General features: G+C 55.3%; 13 protein-coding genes. 4 read left to right on the plus strand and 9 right to left on the minus strand.

Translation table 11 applies throughout. From position 1 onward, the window contains the following. Nucleotides 1-3 precede the first annotated feature (3 nt). A complete protein-coding gene (locus tag H6853_05685; protein USO03037.1) occupies nucleotides 4-1,227 on the plus strand; it encodes an aspartate transaminase in 1,224 nt (407 codons plus the stop codon). Here H6853_05685 and H6853_05690 read toward each other — a convergent pair. The 4 genes from H6853_05690 to H6853_05705 form a co-directional block, all read right to left on the minus strand. Then, nucleotides 1,224-2,450, minus strand: a complete 1,227-nt coding sequence (locus H6853_05690; GenBank protein USO03038.1) for a patatin-like phospholipase family protein — start codon at nucleotides 2,448-2,450, stop codon at nucleotides 1,224-1,226. The two genes, H6853_05685 and H6853_05690, sit on opposite strands and share 4 nt — an antisense overlap. Before the next feature lie 2 nt (nucleotides 2,451-2,452). Further along, entirely contained in the window at nucleotides 2,453-3,343 is an 891-nt protein-coding gene (locus tag H6853_05695) for a LysR family transcriptional regulator (protein USO03039.1), read from the minus strand. 89 nt (nucleotides 3,344-3,432) lie between these two features. Then, nucleotides 3,433-4,419 (minus strand): thioredoxin-disulfide reductase, encoded by a 987-nt coding sequence (gene trxB, locus H6853_05700; GenBank protein USO03040.1) that lies wholly within the window; start codon nucleotides 4,417-4,419, stop codon nucleotides 3,433-3,435. A gap of 5 nt (nucleotides 4,420-4,424) precedes the next feature. After that, entirely contained in the window at nucleotides 4,425-5,351 is a 927-nt protein-coding gene (locus H6853_05705) for a mitochondrial fission ELM1 family protein (protein USO04615.1), read from the minus strand. A 121-nt stretch (nucleotides 5,352-5,472) separates the two neighbouring features. Between H6853_05705 and H6853_05710 the strand changes: the two genes are divergently transcribed. After that, nucleotides 5,473-5,958, plus strand: coding sequence for an Lrp/AsnC family transcriptional regulator (locus H6853_05710; protein USO03041.1), 486 nt, complete (start codon nucleotides 5,473-5,475; stop codon nucleotides 5,956-5,958). Next, nucleotides 5,958-6,767: a class I SAM-dependent methyltransferase gene (locus H6853_05715; GenBank protein ID USO03042.1), complete on the plus strand. Its 810-nt coding sequence runs from the start codon at nucleotides 5,958-5,960 to the stop codon at nucleotides 6,765-6,767. Before H6853_05710 ends, H6853_05715 begins: the two co-directional genes overlap by 1 nt. A gap of 3 nt (nucleotides 6,768-6,770) precedes the next feature. On the opposite strand, the gene greA is transcribed toward H6853_05715, so the two are convergent. Continuing rightward, nucleotides 6,771-7,244 (minus strand): transcription elongation factor GreA, encoded by a 474-nt coding sequence (greA, locus tag H6853_05720; GenBank protein USO03043.1) that lies wholly within the window; start codon nucleotides 7,242-7,244, stop codon nucleotides 6,771-6,773. A 91-nt stretch (nucleotides 7,245-7,335) separates the two neighbouring features. Beyond that, nucleotides 7,336-7,920: a hypothetical protein gene (locus H6853_05725; GenBank protein USO03044.1), complete on the minus strand. Its 585-nt coding sequence runs from the start codon at nucleotides 7,918-7,920 to the stop codon at nucleotides 7,336-7,338. A 133-nt stretch (nucleotides 7,921-8,053) separates the two neighbouring features. Between H6853_05725 and H6853_05730 the strand changes: the two genes are divergently transcribed. Beyond that, nucleotides 8,054-8,482 carry a hypothetical protein gene (locus tag H6853_05730; GenBank protein ID USO03045.1) on the plus strand — a complete coding sequence of 143 codons (429 nt, stop codon included), beginning with the start codon at nucleotides 8,054-8,056 and terminating at the stop codon, nucleotides 8,480-8,482. Between the two features lie 129 nt (nucleotides 8,483-8,611). On the opposite strand, the gene carB is transcribed toward H6853_05730, so the two are convergent. From carB to carA, 3 genes are read right to left on the minus strand one after another with little or no spacing between them, the layout of a single operon-like run. Beyond that, a complete protein-coding gene (carB, locus tag H6853_05735; GenBank protein ID USO03046.1) occupies nucleotides 8,612-11,896 on the minus strand; it encodes a carbamoyl-phosphate synthase large subunit in 3,285 nt (1,094 codons plus the stop codon). A gap of 13 nt (nucleotides 11,897-11,909) precedes the next feature. Next, nucleotides 11,910-14,108, minus strand: coding sequence for a fused MFS/spermidine synthase (locus H6853_05740; protein ID USO03047.1), 2,199 nt, complete (start codon nucleotides 14,106-14,108; stop codon nucleotides 11,910-11,912). After that, a complete protein-coding gene (gene carA / locus H6853_05745; GenBank protein USO03048.1) occupies nucleotides 14,105-15,280 on the minus strand; it encodes a glutamine-hydrolyzing carbamoyl-phosphate synthase small subunit in 1,176 nt (391 codons plus the stop codon). Before carA ends, H6853_05740 begins: the two co-directional genes overlap by 4 nt. Nucleotides 15,281-15,308 lie beyond the last annotated feature (28 nt).

Genomic DNA, 15,308 nt, shown 5'->3' on the forward strand with positions numbered 1-15,308 from the left:
TTTATGTCCATCATCGCAAATCGTCTGGGGCGGATTAAGCCCTCTGCCACACTTGCCGTTACGGCCAAAGCCAAGGAATTAAAGGCCGCCGGACGGGATGTGATCGGTCTGGGCGCCGGAGAGCCGGATTTTGACACGCCGGATCATATCAAGGCTGCCGCCAAGGCCGCGATGGATGCGGGCCAGACGAAATATACGGCTGTCGACGGCACGCCGGACCTTAAAGATGCGATTATCGCCAAGTTCAAACGCGATAACGGACTGGATTACGCGCGGGATCAAATCTCTGTCGGCACGGGCGGAAAACAGGTTTTATACAATGCGTTGATGGCGACTCTTAATCCGGGGGACGAGGTTGTTATACCGGCGCCTTACTGGGTGTCGTACCCCGACATGGTCTTGCTGGCGGAAGGGGAGCCGGTGATTGTCGATTGTCCGGCCGAAGCGGGGTTTAAAATGAGCGCGGCGCAGCTTGACGCGGCGATTACGCCCAAGACGAAATGGCTGATTATGAATTCCCCGTCCAACCCGACGGGCGCCGGCTATACGAGGGAAGACATGAAAGCCCTGACCGATGTTCTGTTGAAGCATCCCCATGTCTGGGTGATGAGCGACGACATGTACGAACATCTGGTCTATGACGGGTTCGATTTTTGTACGCCCGCGCAGGTGGAGCCGAAACTGATGGACCGGACCCTGACCGTAAACGGAGTGTCCAAAGCCTATTCCATGACGGGCTGGCGGATCGGTTACGCGGGCGGGCCGAAGGATCTGATTAAGGCTATGGCCAAAATTCAGGGGCAGAGCACCTCTAACCCCTGCTCCATTTCACAGGCGGCTGCCGTGGAGGCGCTGAACGGGGACCAGTCTTTTATGGCGGCGTGGATCGAAGCCTTTAAGGGGCGGCGGGATCTGGTCGTGGACCTCCTCAATGAATGCGAAGGCATTGAGTGCCCGACCCCTGACGGGGCCTTTTATGTTTATCCCTCCTGCGCGGGCTGCATCGGCAAGAAAACGCCCGAAGGGAAAGTTATCAAAACGGACGCGGATTTCGTGACCTATCTGCTGGAGGCGGAAGGCGTGGCCTGCGTCCATGGCGAAGCTTTCGGCCTGTCTCCCCATTTTCGCATTTCCTATGCCACCTCAACCGAAGCGCTGGAAAAAGCGTGCGAGCGGATTAAAAAGGCGTGCGTAGCGCTGGAAGGGGCTGCGAAGGCAGTGGCTTAAGACGAAGAAAAAATCTTTGTTTTCAATTTATCTAAGAAAGGTTTTTCCTTCTCCATCCGGTCGCGGTTGGTGGCGAGGATGTGGCAGACTTCATCGAACAGGGCCTGATTTTCTTCTATAATAAGCTCTGCGAAGTTTTTGAGTTTCTTTAAGTTTTCCGGGCTTCCGTCGTCGAGCTGGGTATTGGGCCAGTCTTTTTCACGATCTTTCACCAGTGATTTATTGAACAGATAGAGGTGGCCGCTCATTTCGGCGGCGAAGGATTCCATCAGGGCGCTTTCCGAAGCGTGAAAAAGGATGTTGATGAGTGGCAGGTCGTTCACGGGATCGACCACGCCGAGAGAGCCATAGCTGTTCCATGCTTCCTTTTTTACCGAGCGGTTAACGGTGCCCGTACCCAATCCGATCATGACAAGTTTCTGGCCGGGGGTAAGATGCTGGCGCAGGGCGCCGGCGTAAGAGATGCAGGGATTGTCAAAGATAGAGCCGTCAATGGCGGTATATTCGTGTTCGGCAGCGATTCCCGGCTGGCTGGCTTTGAAGTGATGGCAGGGGAAATAGGTCGGGGCGGCGGCGCTGGCCATAACCGCATCATACAGGGTGACATTCAACGGCGGCTTGTGCGTGTTCATGTCCGTATTGAAAAGGATGTTTTTCATCCACAGGGCGTGGCCGCCTGAATCCGTGAAATTATTCATCGTATGGACGGGGGTTTCGTCGGTTTCTCCCGCTTCCTCAATCACCGTGAGCTGTTCGCCATCGATATTGTAAGCCGGGATCACCAGAGAGCGGAGACTGTCGGCGAGTTTCGCATCGCCGTACAAGGCATTGAGAGAGCGGGAAAGGTTTGCCGTATTGTAATGGCCCTGCCGGAAAATGGCGTTGAGCTGCCCGATTTTCATCATCCGGTTGTTGAAATCGTGTATCAGGCCGCGAAATTCCCGGAATCTGTCTGCCGGGAAAATGTTAAGTCCCTCGCGTTCGTAAAAGCGGACCATGTGCCGCGCGCGGTATTTCGGCCGGTCGGGCTTGTCTGGATGGCGCAGGGTGAGGGCGGCGTTGAGGATAGAGCCTGTTGAAGGGCCGCAAAAAACATCCACCATATCGGCCATGCGCAGGCCCGTCGTTTTTTCAATCCGGCTCATGATATGCGCGGGGATCAGGCCGCGCATGCCGCCGCCGTAATTGAAGAGGGCTATCAAAGGCCGTTCGTTCGGGGCCATCGTTAAAAAGCCGTTTTCTGAATTGTTTTCAGGATAAAATCACGGAAAACGGCAATGCGTTTGGAATCGCGGCGGTCTTCCGGATAGACAAAATACATGGATACCGGGGGAGGCTGGATTTCTGTCAGAATGCGTTGCGTGCGCGTGCTGTTTTTGACCAGATAATCCGGCAGGGCGGCGATACCGGCGCCCGCCCGCACGGTTTCATGGATACCGTGGAGGGAGTTCATCATAATGAGCCTGCTGTTGTTTTGCAGTTTGATTCCGGCTACACGGAAAAGCCAGTTCGGGTCTGAAAAAGGCGGCGGCACGTTGTCCGGATACCCGATCAAGGTATGGTCTTTCAATTCCTTTATGTCTTCGGGATGTCCGTATTTTTCGAGATACGCTTTCGAAGCGCAGATATGAAATTTAATGTCTGTCAAATGACGCTGGATCAGGTCCGGCTGTTCCGGTTTGTAAAGCCGGATGGCGACATCTGCTTCCCGCATGCTCAGGTTCAGGATGCTGTCGTCCAGGCGCAGCGTGATCTGGATGTCGGGATAATCTTCCCGAAATTCCCTCAGGAGCGGGGCCAGCCACGTGGAGCCGATGAAGGGCGGGGCTGTAATCAACAAGGGGCCTTCCGGCAGTTGCTTCGAGTCCGCCAGAAGACTTTCGATCATGGTGAGTTTTTCGATGATATCGCTCGCGGTGCGGTGGAGAAGCTCGCCTTCTTCGCTGAGGATCAGGCCGCGCGCGTGGCGGTGGAAAAGCACGATCCCGAGACTTTCTTCCAGTGTGCTGATCTGGCGGGAGACGGCGGACTGGCTCAAGTGAAGCGTGTCGCTGGCGTGCGTAAAACTTCCGGCCTCCGCGACCGCATGAAAGATTCTAAGTTTGTCCCAGTCCATAGGTTTTTGTAGCGTGAAACACAGGGCGGTTCAATCAGGTAAATTTATTCACATAACCATTGCGCCGCCTCTTCCTGTAGAAGAACAGGTTATTCAGCGGCCTGAGAGGTGCTTTCCTGCGCGGCGAGGAAGCGGTCGGCTTCCAGTGCGGCCATGCAGCCCATGCCGGCGGCGGTGACGGCCTGACGGTATTCCTTGTCCTTGACGTCGCCTGCGGCGTAAACGCCGGGGATATCGGTCGCAGTGGAATCCGGCGCGGTTATCAGATAACCGGCTTTGTCCATCTCCAGTTTCCCCTTGAACAGCTCCGTGGCCGGATCATGCCCGATGGCTACAAAGATGCCTTCGAGAGGGATGTCCCGCGTTTCGCCTGTCTTGACATTTTCAACGCGCATGCCGGTAACGCCGGGGATTTCCCCCTCTTTTGTTTTGCCCGGTTCAATCCCCAAAACTTCTTTCAGGGTGCTGTCCCAGAGAACCTCTATATTGTCTTTTGCGAACAGCCGCTCTTGCATGATTCTCTCGGCGCGCAACTCATCGCGGCGGTGAACGAGGGTTACTTTTTTACAAATCTGGGCGAGGAAGAGGGCTTCTTCCACGGCAGAGTTTCCGCCGCCGATAACAGCAACGTCTTTGCCTTTGAAGAAAAATCCGTCGCATGTGGCGCAGGCGGAAACGCCCATATTCATGAATTTTTTCTCTGACTCCAGCCCCAGCCAGCGTGCCTTGGCCCCCGTGCAGATGATAACGCTGTCGGCGGTGTAGAGCGCCCCGGATTCCCCGGTGATTCTGAAAGGTCTTTGTCCGAAATCCACGTCGGTTACCATGTCGGAGATCATTTTTGTACCCACAGCTTCGGCCTGCGCTTTCATCTGTTCGACCAGCCACGGGCCCTGAATGGCTTTCGCAAAGCCCGGATAGTTTTCGACATCCGTTGTGATGGTCAGCTGTCCGCCCGGCTCCCTGCCTAAAAGCTGTAGGGGCTCCAGATTGGCGCGGGCGGCATAAATGGCGGCGGTATATCCGGCGGGGCCGGAGCCGATAATCAGGACTTTGGTGTGGAGGGGGGCGCTCATGTTTTTTATTCCTGTTTTTCGTGGAAAAGGGCAGGCCAGTCTAGTCTGTCTTGGATGGCCTGCGCAACCCTTTCGGCATCCTGTAATGGCGGGTACTTCCAGTTTTCAAGTCTTCCGTTGAAAAGGCGGGTGATGCCGGCTTTCCTTAAGCCCTCATGAAATTTATCCAGCCGCGCCGCGCCGCCTTCCATCGGGATGGTATAGACAGGTTTTCCCGTTGTTGCCGCTTCGGAGGTCATGGAAACACTGTCTTCTGTCACCAGAATATAATCCGCCCAGGCCAGCATGCCGAAATAGGGATTCTCCCCGGTTCCATCCCAGATGAAAGCATGACGGCCTTTCAACGCGTGTTTCAGGATATCCATGCAGGCGTCATCGGTCCGGCGGGAAGCCGTTATCATAAAACCTGCATTCAGGGGCTCAAGCTGCGCCGCCAGTTTTTCCATGACGGCGGGAGTCATCCGGTGCGCCTTGCTGGACCCGCCGATCAGAACGGCCACGCGTGGGGCGGGCAGTGGAGAAAACAGGGAGGAAAATTGTTCTTTGGCTGCGTCCAGCCTCTCCTGTGTCAGCCTGTTCGGGGCGGCGGTGGTGACAAGGACATTGTCGCCACGGGCAGGGTCGTGCGCGGGGACGGCTACGAGGTCGAAGCACGCAGGGTCTATACGCGGGTCCTGTATCTGGACGGCGAAGGTTTTTCCGCCGCTGGCTTTTTTGATATAGCGGGCGGCGGCAACGGATTTGCGGCCCGACGCCAGAAGCAAATCCGGCCAGGGCGGGCCCAGTTTGTCTCCTGTAAAACTGTAGCTTCCTTCAAATCCCAGCCATGGGGATAAAAACTTCCAGGGCTGGCGCAGCCCGATACGCTTGATAACGGGCCGGATGTTCAGGGCTTCCGCTATCCCGAGGCACTGGTTTTCCGTTCCGGCCATGCCTTCGGTGACAATCCAGCAAAGAGGCGAATTTGTTTTCAACGAAAAGCTCTTGAATTATTAACCGCGCAACTTTATACCAACCTCTGGCAAGTTTGAAAGCATATTCAAAGGATATTTTATGTCTAATAAACGCATAAAGCTTGATAGAATTGACCGGAAAATTCTGAAGGATTTGCAGGAAAATGGCCGGATTACAAACGTAAAACTCGCCGAGCATGCCGGAATTTCGGCGCCGCCCTGCCTTCGCCGTGTACGGGCGCTGGAGGAGTCCGGTTTAATCAAATCCTACCATGCCAACATTGACGCTTCGGCGATGGGGTATGGCATGACGGTTTTCGTGCAGGTAAAGCTTTCCGGGCAATCTGATGCGGATATAAAAAAGTTCGAAAGCCAGTGCGAAAAATGGGATATGGTCCGGGAAGCTCATCTGGTTTCGGGCGATGTCGATTTCCTGCTCCGCATTGTCGCGCGCGACTGGGAAGGCGCCCAGAAATTTTTGAGGGATGATCTTGCCGCTTTTGAAGGGGTCGTTTCGACCAAGACGATGCCGTTGATGCGTACGGCCAAGCAGAAGCACGGCGTCCCGATTGATACTGACAGATAATGCCTTGCCCTGTTTGCGCCGTTTGCGGTTCCAATTCCGTTCAGGACGTTTTTTCAGCCGAATCGTGGCTTGATATCAGCCGAAAAGAATCATCCCCTCTTCATAAATTTGCGGATGTAATGGCGCAAAATGCGTGTTTCGGAATCAGGCGTATTTGCAGGTGCAAAGGCTGCGGATTCTGTTTTGCGGATCCGTATCCGGCGGCGGAGGATCTGGGGCGTTTTTATCAGGAATATTATGCGAACAGGGACTACAGCGCCAAGCTGGGAAAGAAGATTGCACGCGCGCGGCGGCGTATTCTCAAGCTCAATAAAGCGGGCGGGTATAAAACTTTTCTGGATGTGGGCTGCAATGTGGGCGCGGCCGTGCAGGCTGCGCATTTGTGCGGGCTGGCGGCGAGCGGAATCGAGATTGACAAAGAATCCGTGGCCATGGCGCAGGATCTTTTTCCGGAGAATGAATATGTTGCAACGTCCGTTCAGGATTTTGCCCGGTCGTCAGGACGCCGCTTCGATATCATTTATACGACCGAGGTCATCGAGCATTTGCAGGATGTAAACAGCTTTATGGAAGCCGTTCACAGGCTGCTTTCCCCGGAAGGCGTTTTGTACCTGACAACGCCGGACGCCGGGCATTTCCGGACGCCAAAGGATTTGCGCCACTGGCACGAAATGAAACTGCCGGAGCATATTTCCCTTTTCACGAAAAAGGCGCTTTTCATTTTGCTGGAGCGCCACGGTTTTACAGGGGTCAAATTCCAGCGAAACTGGAAGCCCGGCATTCGTTTAACGGCCCGGAAAGCGGCCTGACTTTTATTCGAAGATCACTTCAATAATTTCATAAGAGACTCTGCCGCGCGGGGTGACGACAGGGACGCTGTCCTCAACGGATTTTCCGATCAGGGCGCGCGCGATCGGGGAGGTAATGGAAATCCGTCCCTCATCGGCGTTGGATTCATATTCCCCGACGATCTGGATGGTTTTTTCCTCGTCGGTTTCTTCGTTCGCAATGGTAACTCTGGCGCCGAATTTGATGATCGTGCCGGAAAATTGCGCAGGATCGATAATCTGCGCGGCCCCGATGGCGGCTTCCAGCTCGGCAATCCGGCTTTCGTTAAAGCCCTGCTGTTCCTTGGCCGCGTGATACTCGGCGTTTTCCTTCAGGTCGCCATGTTCACGCGCGGCGGCGATGGCCTCGACGATTTCGGGGCGCGTTACGTTTTTGCGTTCTTTCAATTCCGCTTCTATCGCCTTGTAGCCTGCGGGCGTGATGGGAATGGTGTCCATGTCCGGTCTTCCTTAAAGTAACAAACCCGCCTCAAATCACGGGCGGGATCAGGCACATTCTATGGAGTTTTCGCTCCAAAGGTCAAGTTTTTTACCCTTGCAGGATGAGCGCCGCAAAATTGCCCCAGAGCGCGATGCCGATGAGGGCAAGAGAATAAACGTCCGCATTTTTCCAGATTTGGGAAGGGGTGAATGTATCGTTCGACACGATTTCGCTGTAAAGCAGCAGGCCCAGACTGAGGGAAACGAGGAGGGCGGCGGCAATGTAGCGGTCTGTGCCGGCTATGTTCGCGCCCAGCAGGAGAAGCAGGCAGGCGGCGTAATCGCTCAGGACGGCGGTCAGGCTTACGGCGGTGTCGGCAAACGGGTGGTTGCGGGAGAGGTGATAGCGCGACCAGCGGCTCCACGAACGGTAGGAAATGGGAATCGAGGATATCAGGACGAGCAGGACGAAAAAGCCTGCCGCCGGGCCGGAGGGCGTCAGATAGCAAAGGGCGATCAGGACGTTTTGGAAAAAAGCGGAAGCGCCTTCATCGGGCGCGGCGCAGGCAGAGAGCCAAAGATTGCCGCCCAGAGCAGGCACGCCCCACGCCAGCGCGCATAAAATCAATGCCGGCAGGTATTCGATCATTCTGTGTCCGGCGGCGACGTTGTTTTGTATTTTGGTTTCGCTCATCCGGGAATCCTGCCGCGCTTTTGCCTTTCCGGCAAGTTGTTTTAGGTAATTGTTGACATAACTTTATTTTTTTTTAATACAGAGGTTGCCTGTTTTTAAAGTTATCGCGTTTTTAAAGGAAAGGGGCTGCATCATGAAAATAGCAGGACAAGACATAACGCGCGAAAATGTTGCCGGTATGACGTTCGCCGGTGGGTACGGCGCTATATTTGGAAGCATTTCCGGAGCGTTCAATGGTTTGGCTGAGGCTTTTAAAGCTTCTGGTAGTCCTCTTGGCACCGGTCTTTGTTACACTACGTCGGCTGCCGTGGGTATTGGTCTTCTCGCTTGTTTCTGTCAGTTTACCAAGGATTTTGGAGCTCCTAAATCTACCTTTTTAGTCGGGTCTGCAGCAGCTATTGGGGGCGGCATCCTTGGGTTCAACGTGCTGGCAGCTAACCTCAATGAAAAGGATGTCTCAGCGCCTTTGGAAAACGCGGGGACGGGCTGCACGGAGGAATGCTACGAAAGCCGTGTCGAAGGCACCGTTTTGCCACCCGGGCTTGCTCTCAAGCCATGCTAGGGCCGGTTCCATCCTGTCATTTCCGAGCGCAGCGAAGAATCTCCGGGAAACGCCGGGATCCTTCGCCTTCGGCTCAGGATGACAAAATGGGTTGTAACCCGGCCTGAGTTCAGAATGTTCCAGAAGCGCTTACGCGGCTTCGTCTTTTTCGTCTTCGATTTCTGACGCCTCTTCCAGGAAATAATCCTGCAAAGGCCGCACGTCCATGGGGCGGTTTTTCATGGAACGGATGGCCTGCACGCCCGCCCGTGCCGCCGTGAGCAGCGTGTAATAGGGGATTTTGTGGCTAAGGGCGGTGCGCCGGATGCTGAAACTGTCCGCCATGGCCTGCGGGCCCTTGGTCGTGTTGATCATGAAATCGATTTCGCCGTTAATGATGGCGTCCACAATATGGGGGTGGCCCTCCATGACCTTGTTGATGCGCGTAACGTCCAGTCCCGCCGCCTGAAGATGGGAACAGGTGCCGCCCGTGGCCACGATACTGAACCCGATTTCGACCAGTTCGCGCGCGATCGGCACAAGATTCTGCTTGTCGCTGTCTTTGACGGACAGGAAGACCTTTCCTTCCACAGGCAAAACGGTGCCGGCCGCCAGTTGCGACTTGGCGAAAGCCTGGGCCACGTCACCGTCCAGCCCCATCACTTCGCCGGTGGATTTCATTTCCGGGCCCAGAATGGTGTCTGTGCCGGGGAAACGCCCGAAGGGGAAGACGGGGGCTTTGACGGCGGTATGATCGACCGCCATGCCGGTGAGCCGGTCCGCGAAGTCGGAAAGCTTTTCCCCCGCCATGATGCGGGCGGCGATTTTGGCGACCTGCACGCCTGTGGCCTTGGCGACGAAGGGAACGGTGCGCGAGGCGCGCGGATTGACTTCCAGAATGAAGATATCGTATTCGCCGGTTTGCCGGTTCCGCTTGAGCGCGAACTGGACGTTCATCAGGCCTTTGACTTTCAGGGCTTTGGCCATTTTAACCGTTTGTTTTTCCAGTTCCCGCACCGTTTTAAAGGGCAGGGAGTGCGGCGGCAGGACGCAGGCCGAGTCGCCGGAATGGACGCCCGCTTCCTCGATATGTTCCATGATCCCGGCGATATAGACGTTTTTTCCGTCCGCGATGCAGTCCACGTCGATTTCCAGCGCGCCTTTGAGATAACGGTCCAGCAGGACGGGGTTTTTGCCGGAGGCTTTCACGGCCCGCGACATGTATTTTTTCATCTCTTCCAGCGTCTGGACGATTTCCATGCCCTGACCGCCCAGAACGTAAGACGGACGGATGACCAGCGGGAATCCTATTCCTTCGGCGATTTCGTAAGCTTCTTCTTCGGAGCGGGCAAGCCCGTTATCCGGCTGCCGGAGTTTCAGTTTTTTCAGGAATTTCTGGAATCTCTCCCGGTCTTCCGCCAGATCGATGGCATCCGGGTCCGTTCCAAGGATGGGGACGCCCGCTTTCTGGAGATCGTGACAAAGCTTCAGCGGGGTCTGTCCGCCAAGTTGGACGATGACGCCGTGGACCTTGCCGTTTTGTTCTTCGGCGCGGATGATTTCGATGACATCCTCTGCCGTCAGGGGCTCAAAATAGAGGCGGTCGGCGGTGTCATAGTCCGTGGAAACCGTTTCGGGATTGCAGTTGACCATGATGGTCTCGTACCCGGCTTCCTGCAGGGCATAGCAGGCATGGACGCAGCAATAGTCGAACTCGATTCCCTGTCCGATCCGGTTGGGGCCTCCACCAAGGATGAGGACTTTCTTTTTGTCGGTGGGGGCGCATTCGCTTTCATTGCTGCTTTCGTAGCAGCTGTACATATAGGGCGTTTCGGACGGGATTTCCGCCGCGCAACTGTCGACGCGCTTGAAGACCGGGCGGACTTTGTGTTTCAGGCGGGCTTTTGTGACGGCTTTTTCCTCGACGCCAACCAAGGCGGCCAGGCGGGCGTCTGAAAATCCCGCCTGTTTTACCTGCTGCCATCCTTCAGCATCGATCGGCAACCCGTTGGCCTGAATTGTTTTTTCGTGGTTTGTGATGTTCTCAATGCGTTTGAGGAACCATTTGTCTATTTTGCAGGCATCGTAAATTTCGTCCACGCTCATGCCAAAGCGCAGGGCGTGGGCCACATAAAGGATGCGGTGCGGTGCGGGGATGGACAAAGAGGCGCGGACCTGATCCGGGTGCTTGCCTGTTTCCATGTCGTCAAAACCGCTCAGCCCTTCTTCCATGGAGCGCAGGGCTTTTTGCACGGATTCTTCGAAAGAGCGGCCGATGGCCATGACTTCGCCGACGGATTTCATGGCGGTGGTCAGGCGTTTTTCCGTGCCCTTGAATTTATCGAAATTAAAGCGCGGGACTTTGGTGACCACGTAATCAATCGTGGGCTCAAAGGAGGCGGGCGTGCGTCCGCCGGTGATATCGTTGCCGAGTTCGTCCAGCGTGTAGCCGACGGCCAGCTTGGCGGCGACTTTGGCAATCGGAAAGCCGGTGGCTTTGGACGCCAGCGCGGACGAGCGCGACACGCGCGGGTTCATTTCGATGACGATCAGGCGGCCGTCTGTGGGGTTAAGCGCGAACTGAACGTTGGAGCCGCCGGTTTCCACGCCGATTCCGCGCAAGACCGCGATCGAGGCGTTGCGCATGATCTGGTATTCCTTGTCTGTCAAGGTGAGGGCCGGGGCGACGGTGACGGAATCGCCGGTGTGCACGCCCATCGGGTCCACATTTTCGATGGAACAGACGATGATGCAGTTATCGTTTTTGTCCCGCACGACCTCCATTTCAAATTCTTTCCACCCCAGAAGGGATTCCTCGACAAGAATCTGGGAGATCGGGGAGGCGTCCAGTCCTTCGGCGGTGATTTGTTCGTACTGGTCTTTGTTGTAGGCGATGCCGCCCCCGGTGCCGCCGAGTGTAAAGGCGGGACGGATGATCGCGGGAAGCCCAATGGTTTCAAGAGCTTCCCGGGCTTCGTTCATGTTGTGCGCCAGGGCGGATCTGGCGCTTTCAAGGCCCAGTTCGTCCATGCATTTTTTGAACAGGTCGCGGTCTTCGGCTTTGGCGATGGCGTCCCTGTTGGCGCCGATCAGCTCCACGCCGAGCCGGTCCAGCGTCCCGTTTTCGGCCAAAGCCAGCGCGGTGTTCAGTGCCGTTTGCCCGCCCATGGTGGGCAGGAGGGCGTCCGGCTTTTCCTTTTCCAGTATTTTGGCGACAATCTCCGGCGTGATGGGTTCGACATAGGTGGCGTCCGCCAGCTCCGGGTCCGTCATGATCGTGGCCGGGTTGGAGTTCACCAGAACGATCCGGTAGCCCTCTTCCTTCAGCGCTTTACAGGCCTGCGTGCCCGAATAATCGAACTCGCACGCCTGCCCGATAATAATCGGGCCTGCGCCAATGATGCAGATGCTTTTGATGTCGGTACGTTTGGGCATATTTTATATCCGTTTAATCGCGTTTCTCTTTTGCCGGGTTCAGGATTTTCAGGGTCGACAGCAGGTTGCTGTAATCGTCCGTCCAGGGGCGTGAATCCGTGTCCATGCCTTCCCATCCTCTTTGGTCGAGCCGGCGCACGATTTCCCTGTTTCTGGTCAGGACAACCCATGAGGAAGACAGGTCGTAAGGATTTTCCGTTTGTTTGTCGTATCTTTTGAAGCGGTAGAAATAGCCTTCCTTTTTCGCGGTGGCCGCCAGCGGAGTTCTCAGGTCGAGGTGGCGGTTTGTAATATGGATTGTGATAGCCCCGCCTTCCTTGAGCCGGGAGAAATAAAGATCCACGGCCTCTTTCGTTATTATATGTACGGGAATGGAATCGGAACTAAAGGTATCGACAAAAATCGCGTCATAGATTTTGTCTTGTTTCATAAGCTCAAGACGGGCGTCGCCTTCGATAATTTCCTTGTAGCCGCATTCTTCAAGGTGGGAGAAATAGGAGGTGGCTATTTCAATTACCTGCGGGTCGATGTCATAGAAGGTAAAGTCTCTTCCTTTTTTTCTCTGGCAGGCGAGTTGCCCGGTCCCAAGGCCCAGCACGGCGATGTCTTTGGGGTTTGTAATGGCAAGGACGTCCCCGACCGGCCCTTTTGTGCTGTAGTAGCCTGTCGGATTGTGGGCGACGGCTTTATCCTTCGCCTGAAAGCCGTGCAGGGTCGTGCCGTGCATAAATTTAAGCACCGGGGTTGTTTCGGCTTTATCAAGGTAGCCCTCATACACTTTGGTCACGCCGAAAAAGTTGCGGCCTATATGGAGATATTCGCTGTTATGAAGGGACAGCGATGTCAGCACCAGCGCGCAGACCAGAAAGAGCGTTCTGGCGTGAATCGTGGCGAAGAAAATGAGTAAAACCAGTGCGATGTAGACGAAAACGGTCTGTGTCAAAAAGGTGAGCGCAACGCAAAGGAGCGCAAGCGCAACGATCACTTTTAACATCCTTGAAAGAGCCGGCGGAGTCTTCTCGTGAAAAGCGGGGTTTAAAATAAGAGACAGGAGCAGCACAGCCTGGAATTCATAAACATTGTTAAATATCACCGGGGCGATGAACGCGTTGAACCCGCCGCCCATGGCGCCGCCCAGGGCAAGGATCAGGTAAAATTCGGTCAGCCTGTTCGTTTCGGGGCGGTCATTCGCCAGACGGCTGTGCAATATCAGGGCGGTCAAGGTAAAGACGCTCAGGTATAAAACGGTTACCAGCACAGACATCAGGAGCGAGTAGGAAAAGTCGAGCTTCATCGTGATATGAAACGTGATGAGCGCGATGCCCAGCATATGAAGCGCGGAAAGAAGTTTCAGATTAATCGTCCTGCGGCGTGAAAACGCGATAATGTTTGTCAGCAAATACAGCCCCAGAGGAATCACCCATATCATGGGCACCGAGGCGATATCCGTTGTGATTTCCGTTGTAACGCCAAGCATCAGGCTGGAGGGAAGAGCCGCCAGGATAAGCCAGAAGAAACGGCGTTTCCATGTGAGGGGCTTGCTGTCCTGATGGGTTTCCAGATGAGTCTCCGTTTTGACGGCCCTGTCCCGGATTTTTAGGCTGATGAGATTTCTGGCCTTTTTGAAGACGGCCAGTCCGCACAGTCCTACGCTAAAGGCGAGAAGGGCATAAAGCAGCATCCAGATATGGCTTTGCATTTCCAGCCCGATCAGGGGTTCGAGCAGGGCAGGGTAGGCGAGAAGCCCCACGAAGCTTCCGAGATTGCTGGCGGCATAAAGATAATAAGGGTCGCCTGCCGTGGCATGCTTGCTGAAGGAGAACAGGCGCTGCAGACCCGGGGCGAGGGTTGACAAGGTCATGAACGGCACCGCCGCCGAAAAAGTTAGCTGGACAAAAACAGAGGCGGGAGAAATGGAATCGGTTATGCCGCCATGATATGAAATGGGAAGGAAAAGCGCGCCCGGTATGAACAGGATTAAAACCGTCAGTATATTCAGAAAAGGCGGCAATTTTGAAAACAGGTAGGCCAGCCCGTATCCGGCAAGAAGGCAGGTCTGGAAAAAAAACATCGCCACAACCCACCCTGACGGGGCCCCTCCGACATGGGGCAGCATCATTTTCCCGAGCATGGGCTGGACGGAGAAAAGCAGGGCGGCAGATAAAAAAAGCGTAAAAGCAAAAAGATACGGCAGCGTTTTTTGCGTGGTCATCTCGAACGGGTTCCCTTTCTCATATTCTCTGCAAATCTTTCAAATAAGTAATGGCTGTCCTGCGGGCCGGGGGAGGCTTCGGGGTGGTACTGGACGCTGAAGACGGGTTTGTTTTTTACCCGGAGCCCTTCATTGGAGCCGTCAAACAGGCTCACATGCGAGACTTCCACGTTTTCAGGCAGGGACTCGGGAATGACTTTGAACCCGTGATTCTGGCTGGTGATTTCCACTTTTCCGGTTTGCAAATCCTTGACCGGATGGTTGGCGCCGCGATGCCCTAGATGCATCTTTTCCGTTTGTCCCCCAAGGGCAAGGGCGAGCATCTGATGTCCCAGGCAAATGCCGAAGATGGGAAGGTTTTCTTCCATCAGTTTTTGAATGGTGGGCACCGCGTATTTCCCGGTTGCGGCCGGATCGCCGGGGCCGTTCGAAAGAAACACGCCGTCCGGCTTCAGGGCGATAATGTCGGCTGCGTTCGTGTTTGCCGGAACGACCGTGACCTTGCAGCCTGTCGAGGCCAGACAGCGCAGGATGTTGCGTTTTATGCCAAAATCCATCGCTACGACATGGAAAGCCGGCGCGCGCTGGCGTCCATATCCTTCGCCGAGCGCCCACTGCGTTTCGTCCCATTCGTAGTTTTTAGAACACGTGACCTCTTTGGCCAGATCCATTCCTTCCAGTCCGGCAAAGTTTTTTGCCTGTTCGTGCAGGGCTTCGAGGTCGAAATTTCCGTCTGCGCTGTGGCAGACGACGCCGATGGGGGCTCCGCCGTCGCGAATCCGGCGGGTGAGGGCCCGCGTATCCACGCCGCAAATGCCCGGCAGGTGATGCGCGATCAGCCAGTCGTTGAAATGGGAGGCGGCGCGCCAGCATTCCTCATCTGTGATCGGCTGGCGCAAAATCGCGCCGCGCGCTGCGGGTTTAAGGCTTTCGATATCCTCTTCATTCGTGCCGACATTGCCGATATGCGGAAAAGTAAAGGTGATAATCTGTCCGGCGTAAGACGGATCGGTCAGGATTTCCTGATAGCCTGTCATGGAGGTGTTGAAGCAAATCTCGCCCGCTGCGTCGGTTTGCGCCCCGATTCCCTGTCCCCAGAGGACGGTTCCATCGGCTAAAACAATGACAGCGCTTGCGTTTTTGGGGGGCTTGGAGGTAGAAATATCAGGCATTCAAAATCTTTCCAGTGAGTCACATCCA

It is taken from the genome of Rhodospirillales bacterium, assembly GCA_023898765.1.
GTDB lineage: Bacteria > Pseudomonadota > Alphaproteobacteria > Micavibrionales > Micavibrionaceae.

Excerpts from the sequence above, each read along its gene's own strand:
- H6853_05685 (USO03037.1), top strand. The coding sequence starts at position 4 with ATGTCCATCATCGCAAATCGTCTGGGGCGGATTAAGCCCTCTGCCACA.
- H6853_05690 (USO03038.1), bottom strand. The coding sequence starts at position 2,450 with ATGGCCCCGAACGAACGGCCTTTGATAGCCCTCTTCAATTACGGCGGC.
- H6853_05695 (USO03039.1), bottom strand. The coding sequence starts at position 3,343 with ATGGACTGGGACAAACTTAGAATCTTTCATGCGGTCGCGGAGGCCGGA.
- trxB (USO03040.1), bottom strand. The coding sequence starts at position 4,419 with ATGAGCGCCCCCCTCCACACCAAAGTCCTGATTATCGGCTCCGGCCCC.
- H6853_05705 (USO04615.1), bottom strand. The coding sequence starts at position 5,351 with ATGGCCGGAACGGAAAACCAGTGCCTCGGGATAGCGGAAGCCCTGAAC.
- H6853_05710 (USO03041.1), top strand. The coding sequence starts at position 5,473 with ATGTCTAATAAACGCATAAAGCTTGATAGAATTGACCGGAAAATTCTG.
- H6853_05715 (USO03042.1), top strand. The coding sequence starts at position 5,958 with ATGCCTTGCCCTGTTTGCGCCGTTTGCGGTTCCAATTCCGTTCAGGAC.
- greA (USO03043.1), bottom strand. The coding sequence starts at position 7,244 with ATGGACACCATTCCCATCACGCCCGCAGGCTACAAGGCGATAGAAGCG.
- H6853_05725 (USO03044.1), bottom strand. The coding sequence starts at position 7,920 with ATGAGCGAAACCAAAATACAAAACAACGTCGCCGCCGGACACAGAATG.
- H6853_05730 (USO03045.1), top strand. The coding sequence starts at position 8,054 with ATGAAAATAGCAGGACAAGACATAACGCGCGAAAATGTTGCCGGTATG.
- carB (USO03046.1), bottom strand. The coding sequence starts at position 11,896 with ATGCCCAAACGTACCGACATCAAAAGCATCTGCATCATTGGCGCAGGC.
- H6853_05740 (USO03047.1), bottom strand. The coding sequence starts at position 14,108 with ATGACCACGCAAAAAACGCTGCCGTATCTTTTTGCTTTTACGCTTTTT.
- carA (USO03048.1), bottom strand. The coding sequence starts at position 15,280 with ATGCCTGATATTTCTACCTCCAAGCCCCCCAAAAACGCAAGCGCTGTC.